General features: G+C 39.5%; 7 protein-coding genes and 1 pseudogene. 4 read left to right on the top strand and 4 right to left on the bottom strand.

The genetic code is table 11. The features are described from left to right. Positions 1–268: 268 nt before the first annotated feature. The 4 genes and pseudogenes from B9A52_RS25325 to B9A52_RS26290 all read left to right on the top strand — a co-directional run. The gene (locus B9A52_RS25325) at positions 269–1693 is read left to right on the top strand and encodes a methylmalonyl-CoA mutase family protein (protein ID WP_084123333.1); all 1425 of its coding nucleotides are present in this window, start codon (positions 269–271) and stop codon (positions 1691–1693) included. Continuing rightward, positions 1683–3812: a methylmalonyl-CoA mutase gene (scpA, locus tag B9A52_RS25320; RefSeq protein WP_084123332.1), complete on the top strand. Its 2130-nt coding sequence runs from the start codon at positions 1683–1685 to the stop codon at positions 3810–3812. The genes B9A52_RS25325 and scpA overlap by 11 nt, the downstream gene beginning before the upstream one ends. Before the next feature lie 20 nt (positions 3813–3832). Next, entirely contained in the window at positions 3833–5725 is a 1893-nt protein-coding gene (locus B9A52_RS25315; protein WP_084123331.1) for a TIGR00341 family protein, read from the top strand. Positions 5726–5768: 43 nt separating this feature from the next. Continuing rightward, positions 5769–6059: pseudogene (locus B9A52_RS26290) on the top strand (cation:proton antiporter domain-containing protein); the annotation flags it as partial. A gap of 8 nt (positions 6060–6067) precedes the next feature. Here B9A52_RS26290 and B9A52_RS25305 read toward each other — a convergent pair. The 4 genes from B9A52_RS25305 to B9A52_RS25290 all read right to left on the bottom strand — a co-directional run bounded on the left by B9A52_RS25305 (position 6068) and on the right by B9A52_RS25290 (position 8876). Then, positions 6068–6388 (bottom strand): 2Fe-2S iron-sulfur cluster-binding protein, encoded by a 321-nt coding sequence (locus tag B9A52_RS25305; protein ID WP_084123330.1) that lies wholly within the window; start codon positions 6386–6388, stop codon positions 6068–6070. Positions 6389–6402: 14 nt separating this feature from the next. Continuing rightward, positions 6403–7407: an NAD(P)/FAD-dependent oxidoreductase gene (locus B9A52_RS25300; RefSeq protein WP_084123329.1), complete on the bottom strand. Its 1005-nt coding sequence runs from the start codon at positions 7405–7407 to the stop codon at positions 6403–6405. A gap of 93 nt (positions 7408–7500) precedes the next feature. Next, positions 7501–7932 carry a MarR family winged helix-turn-helix transcriptional regulator gene (locus B9A52_RS25295; protein WP_084123699.1) on the bottom strand — a complete coding sequence of 144 codons (432 nt, stop codon included), beginning with the start codon at positions 7930–7932 and terminating at the stop codon, positions 7501–7503. Positions 7933–8012: 80 nt separating this feature from the next. Then, the gene (locus tag B9A52_RS25290; protein WP_084123328.1) at positions 8013–8876 is read right to left on the bottom strand and encodes a toxin-antitoxin system YwqK family antitoxin; all 864 of its coding nucleotides are present in this window, start codon (positions 8874–8876) and stop codon (positions 8013–8015) included. Between the last annotated feature and the right edge of the window lie 31 nt (positions 8877–8907).

Genomic DNA, 8907 nt, shown 5'->3' with positions numbered 1-8907 from the left:
TAAAAAATCAAAATTGACTTGACTTTTTAATATATCTCAATGCTTCGGGCACTGACGTTTCTTATTTCATTTTTTGTTGAAAATTCAAATTCTACCTTACCTAATCTGACAGCACCTGAACCAACTTTATTGGTTTAAAATAATCGGTTTTGAAAGTTCTAAAGCTTATTTTTGATCAAATAAAGATAATCAAAGGAAAACATAAAGCCATTTGATCAAGATCTAAGGATTATTCAATCTCCTGCAAAAAACTAATTTAAACCCAAACATGAAAGAAAATTTATTTGATGAATTTTCCCCAGTATCAAAAGAGGAATGGATCCAACTAATTATAAAAGACCTCAAGGGTAAAGACTTCGAAAAAACAGTGATGTCCCGTACGAAAGATGATCTGAGGATTTCGCCATTTTATAATCATGATGATTCCAAGGATACTTTATGGCTCAGGGATTTCAGACATCTTGTAAATCCTCCTTCAGGAATCCCCGGGTTGCCTCCAAGAATCTGGTCGAATGTTTTTGCTAACGATGCCTCGGATGAACGACAGGGAAACAAAGAAATTCTCCTGGCTTTACAAAACGGAGCAGACGCCCTTCGCCTGGATTTATCCGGTGACGAAGATCTTGACATCTTGCTTCAAGAAGTGGAGGTGCAGTATATCCAGTTATTTGTTTGCCCTAAAGGTGACCCTGTGCTTGTTTTAAAGCAATTATTTTCTTGGGTAGAAAAAAAACAGATTGATCCAAATCACCTGAATGGAGGGATTCTATGGGATGGTTTTACAAGGGTATTGATTAAAAAATCCGATAAGAATAAGGTGATTCAACAGGCCGTAATTTTGATGGATCAAGCTTCAGGTTTCCCTAATTTCAAAACCTTGGCCATTGATTCTTCCCATTACCACAATTCCGGTGCAAGTACTGTTCAGGAGCTTTCTTATGCCTTGGCTGGATTTATTGAACTTATGGATGGGTTGACATCAGCAGGTTTGCCTCCTGAAGAAATTATCGGCAAAACCATGATTTGGACAGCTATTGGTTCCGACTATTTTTTGGAGATAGCCAAAGTCAAAAGCATCAGGATTTTGTTTCATCAGCTGGTAGGACTGTATGGATCGGGACTTGCTTTGGTTGATATCTTTATTTATTCAGAAACCAGTTTATGGACAAAGACCAATATGGACATCCATTCCAATATGATTCGGAATACTGTTGAATCCATGGCTGCAGTTTTAGGAGGCTGTAATGCGCTACAGGTCATCCCTCATGATGTTGTCTCTGTTGGAGGAAACTCATTTTCCAAAAGAATGGCCTGCAATATTTCCAATATTATTAAAGACGAGTGCTATTTGGACAAAGTACTGGATCCCGTAGCAGGAAGTTACTTTCTGGAGAACATGATCAACCAACTTTTTGATGCTGTCCAAAGCCAATTGGAACAGATTGAAAGTCAAGGAGGCTGGTGGAATCTTTATGAGAGTTGTGAAATCCAGAAACAAGTAAAAGAAAAAAGGGCCCAATCTATGAATTCAATCCTCAGCAAAGAGAAAATCAAAATCGGAGTAAATAAGTACTTGATCAATGATGAAATGAGTAGGGAAAAGATAACGGAGCCTATTGAAAAGGAAAATTTTCAATTGTTGCCAACTAGGGAAAGTATGTCTGTAGAAAACCTAAAAAATCATGAGGCCTGATCTGAGGAAACTCAAAAATAAAAACAGTTCCTTTTCAAAAGGAGCTGTTGAGGAGACTGTTTGGGAAACTGCCGAGAAAATAGCAGTTCCATCTATTATTGATGAGGAAATGTATGGAAGAATCAAACATGTCGGATTTGGGGCCGGTTTACCGCCTTATTTGAGAGGACCTTACAGCACCATGTATATCCTTAGGCCATGGACAATCCGACAATATGCGGGTTTTTCCACAGCTGAAGATTCCAATGCATTTTACAGGAGAAACCTTGCCGCAGGACAAAAAGGGCTTTCAGTAGCTTTTGATTTGGCGACACATAGGGGTTATGATTCTGATCACCCCAGGGTGGTCGGGGATGTTGGAAAGGCAGGGGTTGCCATCGATTCGGTTTTGGATATGAAGATTTTATTTGATGAAATTCCTTTGGACCAAATGTCTGTATCCATGACCATGAATGGGGCAGTGATCCCGATTTTGGCATTCTATATAATAGCAGCCGAGGAGCAGGGAGTCAAGCAGGAGCAACTGAGCGGGACAATACAAAATGATATCTTAAAGGAATTTATGGTAAGAAATACCTATATCTACCCGCCCAAACCTTCCATGAGAATCATTTCAGATATTTTTGAATATACTTCCAGGTATATGCCCAAATTCAATTCCATTTCAATTTCGGGCTACCATATGCAGGAGGCAGGAGCTACTGCCGAATTGGAACTTGCCTACACTCTTGCTGATGGTCTGGAATATTTGAGAACAGGAATTGCTGCCGGATTGGATATAGATGATTTTGCACCCAGATTGTCCTTCTTTTGGGCAATTGGAATGAATCACTTTATGGAAATTGCAAAAATGAGAGCTGGAAGAATTCTATGGGCGAAGATTGTCAATCAGTTTAATCCCAAAGATTCCAGATCTTTGACCCTGAGAACCCATTGTCAAACCTCGGGCTGGTCCCTGACTGCTCAGGATGTCTTTAATAATGTGGCCAGAACAACTACCGAAGCAATGGCTGCAGTATTAGGACATACCCAATCCCTTCATACAAACTCTTTTGATGAAGCAATAGCCTTGCCCACGGATTTTTCTGCACGAATAGCCAGAAATACCCAACTCTACCTTATGGAGGAAACGGATATCACCAAAGTTGTAGACCCTTGGGGAGGATCACATTATGTAGAATATCTAACCGACCAATTGGTAGAAAAAGCCTGGGATTTGATTCAGGAAGTAGAGGAATTGGGTGGAATGGTGAAAGCCATAGAAGCCGGGATTCCCAAAATGCGAATCGAAGAAGCTGCTGCAAGAAAGCAGGCCAGGATTGACAGTGGCAAAGATGTGATAGTCGGGGTAAACAGGTACCAGACAGATGAAGACTCTGAATTTGATATTTTGGAAGTGGATAATAATTCAGTTAGGCTATCACAGATTGATAAATTGAAGCAATTGAAGGCTGATAGGGACCATGAAGCTGTATTCCAAGCATTGGATTCCATCACTGAAGCCTGCCGGTCTGGAAAAGGCAACTTGTTGGCCCTGTCTGTGGAGGCAGCCCGAAAAAGAGCTACCTTAGGGGAAATTTCTGATGCTATGGAGAAAGAATTTGGGAGACACAAAGCTACAGTAAAATCGATATCGGGGGTATATTCCAGAGAAGCCCAAGATGATGTCAATTTTATGGAAGCCAAGAGACTTGCTGATAAATTTGCAAAACTAGAAGGAAGAAGACCCAGAATAATGGTGGCCAAAATGGGGCAGGATGGTCACGATAGGGGAGCAAAAGTGATAGCTACAGGCTTTGCTGATTTAGGTTTTGATGTTGATATCGGCCCTTTGTTCCAGACACCCGAAGAAGTAGCCATGCAGGCCATTGAAAACGATGTTCACATAGTAGGGGCCTCATCTTTGGCAGCAGGGCATAAAACGTTGGTGCCCGCATTGATCGCCGAACTTAAAAAGCTCGGAAGAGAAGATATTATGGTAATTGCCGGAGGGGTAATTCCTCCTAAAGATTATCAATTTCTTTATGATTCCGGAGTAGCTGCAGTTTTTGGTCCAGGGACTGTACTGCCAAAGGCTGCGATAGAGATTTTGCAAAAATTGACAGGAAGTCTGACTTAATCCATTTTTGAAAAGGAAATATGAAATCGATCACGCTTATTTTTGACCAAAACAGGGAAGAAGAAGTTGATGATCTGATTTTGCCACTTTTTGAGAACAACATAAAAATCAAGATTGCCTATAAAGACTTTAGGAATTTTAAGTTTACAGAGACTGATTTTTTGGTTTGTTATTTGTCTGATGAACAGCTTCGTGAATTTCTGGATGAAATTATAGAAAACCATTGGAAGATCGGTTTTCTACCACATCCTGAAATGAAAGAAGGGAGACAGGGCTTTGGGATTTCTTCCAATCTTGAGGCGGCTGTAGAAAATATCCTTCAGACTGAAGAAGTTTTAGAAGTAGATGTGCTTATGGCCAACGGAAAGCCTGTATTAAACAAACTAATCATTGGCAATACTTTTAGTTTGATGTACGGCTCGGGGGTAAAAACAGGTTTTTTTGCCAAATTATACGGCAGAATGAGGAATTTTTTTCGCTCATTCAGAAAGGTAAAACTGCATCCCTATACCATTTGTTGGAGTACTGGTTCAGAAGAAGACAAAGAAAAATCCATAGAAACAGCGGCCTTGGGCATGGTGATCGTGCAGCATGGCAAAAGTTCTATTTTGTCCCGGCGGATCATTGAGGACTCCAGTCCAAATGATGGTTTGATGCATTGTTTGGTCTTGGCACCCAAAAGTGTCTGGGAAATCATCAAATTCGGTTTTTACAGTATTTTTAAGTCAAAATCCCGAAGTACACTACCAGAATATGTTGCCCACATCAAAACAGATAAAATCAGAATCAGTAGTGAGAAATCCGTGAATTTTGCCGTGGATGAGATTTTGTTGAGTGCAAAAGAGATCGAACTTGAATCCCTTCCCAAAGCCTTGGGAATTGTTCCCGGGAGTTTGTTGGAAACCAAAAAGGAGGTTGAAAAGAAAAGGGTCTTTAAAGTGCAGAATCTTCCAAGTGGGGAGTTAAAGAGTGAGCTTTTGAACCGCTATCTGCCATTAACCAATCATGCCACAACGGAGGAATTCAAATGGCTTTTCACTGCTTTGAGGGAAAACTCCCAGGTCAGTCAAAGTTATCTGGTCTTAATGTCCATTTCTACTGTTATTGCCACTTTTGGACTTTTCGGGAATTCCTCCCCTGTTATTATCGGAGCTATGATTTTGGCGCCATTGATGTCCCCAATCATATCTCTTTCAATGGGAGTCTTGAGACAGGAAGAAAAATTGATCAAGGAAAGTCTGAAAACCATTGCATTTGGCTTGGCCATCAGTTATGTTTTTGCCATTTTGATCACGTGGTTGACACCACTTAATTCTGCTAATAGCGAGATACTTGCCCGAATTCGACCAAACCTTCTGGATTTGGGAATAGCGGCAGCTTCCGGTGTTGCCGGAGCCTACGCCCATGCCAAAAAAGAAATTGCAAAGACTTTGGCAGGGGTAGCTATAGCAGTTGCATTGGTCCCGCCATTGGCTGTATCAGGAATTGGACTTGGTTGGGGCGATTGGTCGATATTCTGGGGAGCTTTGCTTTTGTTGGGGACCAATCTTGCAGGAATGGTATTGGCTGCCGCAATGACCTTCTTATTACTTGGTTTCAGTCCTTTCAGGTTAGCCAGAAAAGGCTTGTTGATTTCTTTGTTTTTTGTTGCCCTAATAAGCGCTCCATTGGGATTTGGATTTTCCAAGATGGTGAAAGAAAATAAAATCATTCAGCGATTAAGCGAAGCAGAAATTCCCCAAGGAAAATTCCGCAATGTGAGGGTGATCAGAATAAAGCCCATGCGGATATCACTTACTATTATTTCTGAAAAACCTCTTGACTTTGAAGAACTGAATGAGGTCAAAAATGAAATAATAGATATTGTAGGGCAGGAAGTTGAGCTGGAAATTTCTGTAGGTATAGTACTCTAATCCCAGTAAATATTTAATTTGGTTTCGATAAAAATAAATTGCTATGGTATTAGCCGCAGACTTGGATTTTTCGTTGCCCTGGAGCAATCCTGTTCTAATTTTTGCCAGTATCCTTTTATCATCCTTTTTGCTCCGATTCTCCTAAACAGGATTAAAATTCCTCAGCTTATCGGTTTGATCATTGGGGGACGATAATTGGTCCAAATGGACTTGATTTTTTGGAGAGAGACAGTAGTGTTGTGTTGTTTGGGACTGTAAGTTTGCTTCTATCATGTTCTTGACTGGTCTTGAGATCGATATGCGTGATTTCAAAAAGGACAGGAATAAAAGTATTTTTTAGTATTAATTATCTTCGCCTCTGAGTTTGATAATTGCGCCCTCCAAAATGGAACTGATTCGAACTTGGCAAGCCAATCTACTAGTAGGAAAATACTCCGGTAGGTTTTCTAACTGATCCAATTCAGCATCCGAGGCTGTACCTAGTTCATCCTCTCCTTCCAAAACCTCGACATGACAGGTAGCACAAAGCGCCATCCCACCGCAAGTAGCCAATATCGGATATTCATATGCTTTCAATATTTCCATTAGGCTCAGTCCCATATCATCGGGAGCTTCAATTTCCTTTCGGGTGCCTTCGTGATCTTCTACAGTGAATTTTACCATGAGCAAAAATAGAATTAAAATGAATTAACACCGTTAACTGTAGTGTATTTAAAACTTAATTTTTGATCAGGATAGACATATTTGAAAGCCGAATGCATCATAATGGCCGCCTCATGAAATCCGCAAAGAATGAGTTTTAATTTTCCTGGGTAAGTATTGATATCACCGATGGCAAAAATCCTTTCAACTCCTGTAGAATAATCTCTAGTATCTACTTCAATGGCATTCTTATCAATATTCAATCCCCAATCCGCAATTGGACCCAATTTGGGACTCAATCCGAAAAGTGGAATGAGATAATCTGTATCAATGGTTATCTCTTCTTTACTTTTTCCTTCAAGGGTAACACTTTTTAACTTCCCGTTGCCTCCAAGTTCTTTGAGGTTAGCAGAAAGGATCAAATCAATTTTGCCATTATTGGCCAGATCATAAACTTTGGCCGCAGAATCCGGTGCACCTCGGAATGTTTCGTTTCTATGGACTAAAGTAACTCTTTCAGCTACATCGGAAAGATAAATCGCCCAATCCAAAGCAGAATCACCCCCTCCAGCTAAAATCACTTTTTTGTTTCTGAAAGTTTCAGGATTTTTCACCATGTAAGTTACGCCGTTACCTTCAAAGTGATCCAGGTTTTCCAAAACCGGCTTTCTCGGTTCAAAAACCCCCAAACCCCCTGCGATTACAATGACTTGTGCATGTACTTTAGTTTTGTCATTTGTAGTCACTATATAAGATCCATCGGTTTGCTTCGAAAGATGATCCACTCTTTCTCCCAAAGAAAATGTGGGTTTGAAAGGTTTGATCTGTTTCATCAGATTGTCTACCAATTCCTGTGCTTTTATTTCAGGATAGCCAGGAATATCATAGATGGGTTTTTGCGGATAAATCTCGGATAACTGCCCACCTACCTGAGGAAGGTAATCGATAAGATGACATCTCATTTTTAACAATCCAGCTTCAAAAACCGCAAATAAACCCACAGGTCCTGCTCCAATGATACAAATGTCTGTAGTAATCATGATGTGAATATTTATTGTTTAACCGATGATAGGTTCAAATGTTCGTACAAATATAATTAGTATAGCAACTATTTTTATTATTCAGCAACAAATCTATTCAAGATTGTTGTAAATGGTGTTCAAAATCCTTTTGAATTCTTCAAAATCTGATTTATCAAGATTTTCCCAGGCCTTCTCCCGGATAGAAGCAATCTGTGGTTTTAGTTCCTCTACTTTGGACTTCCCTTCATTGGTCAACAGCAATTGAAAACTCCTTCTGTCCAGAGGATGGGGTACTCTTTGTACAAATCCTTTTTTGACCAATATGTCAATGATTCTGGTAAGGGTAGGTTGATCTTTAAATACCATTTGGGCTAATTCTGTTTGACTCAAAAGGTCATTTTCGGAAAGATTTTTCAAAATAAGCCATTGATCTACAGTAATGTCAAAGTCTCCAAGCTTAAACTTTTGTTGGGCGTACTGTTTCACGCGTCTTGCAGTTCGGTCAAGAAGGAATGAGTATTTACTGAATTGTTCTTGTGTCATACCAATAATTAGCATGACAAATATAAGAATGAATTGAAGATAAAAACAATTACCTACAAAAATTATAGGCTAAATAGATTTTAATTGGAGCTTAAACCTTCCTTTCTATAGACCAGATTACCTTCCGGGTCCCATTCGGCCCGTATATAAGGTCTGAAATCTTTACTGAAGGGTATCTCTTGATACTGAATTTCTCTTTTGCGGATGATTTTGTTGTTTTTTGTATTCCAGTATTCAGTCCATAGTCCCACCTTTTCACCAAAGTGGTACTCTCCGGTTACGGCAACCTGTCCCGTTTCATGAAAATGGAAAAAATTTCCCTCCATCAATTCATATTCAATAGGTGTCAATTTTTCAATCTTCCTTTCTTCCCGATTATAATAGGTCACTTTTGAGTCTTTTGGCCAACCTTCAGAATAGTGCAGTTTATCCAGAAGGATGGATTTGTTGTCAAATGTCAACCATGTTCCGTGTTTGGTGCCAAAGAAAAAATTGCCCTTTTCTAGAACCACCTCATCGATTTCCTTAGAATATGGGCCATGTAACAAAAAACCTCTGGAAGGATCGAATTCTTTTGTTCTGATTATTTTATCTCTTGCATCATACCAATGAATATCTCTGATATAGGGATCAGATTCTCTGTTTTGCGTAGTATAATTGAAAATTTGATATTGTGTCTGATCCCTTACGGTTTGTTTGGTGTATCCTTTTTTAGTCCGCTCGCCATAATAGATATTCTTTTTTATTTTTTTCTTCTCTGCTTTTTTCTTGTCAGATTTTGAATGATCATCAAAAAGAAGAATTGGGGCTGTAGTGGGCAACAGATTATCAGGCATCACCCCTGTTGAATCCGGATCGGCCATTTCAGCTTTTTTATCTTTTTGAGGAAAAACAGCATGAGACACCGTCATCAAAAATAAAAGAAGAAGATTTTTTGAATTCATAATTAGATTAACGAGTCAATCAGCTCAATAT

It is taken from the genome of Aquiflexum balticum DSM 16537 (assembly GCF_900176595.1).
Classification (GTDB): Bacteria; Bacteroidota; Bacteroidia; order Cytophagales; family Cyclobacteriaceae; genus Aquiflexum; species Aquiflexum balticum.
This window is presented reverse-complemented; position numbering and strand designations above follow the sequence as displayed.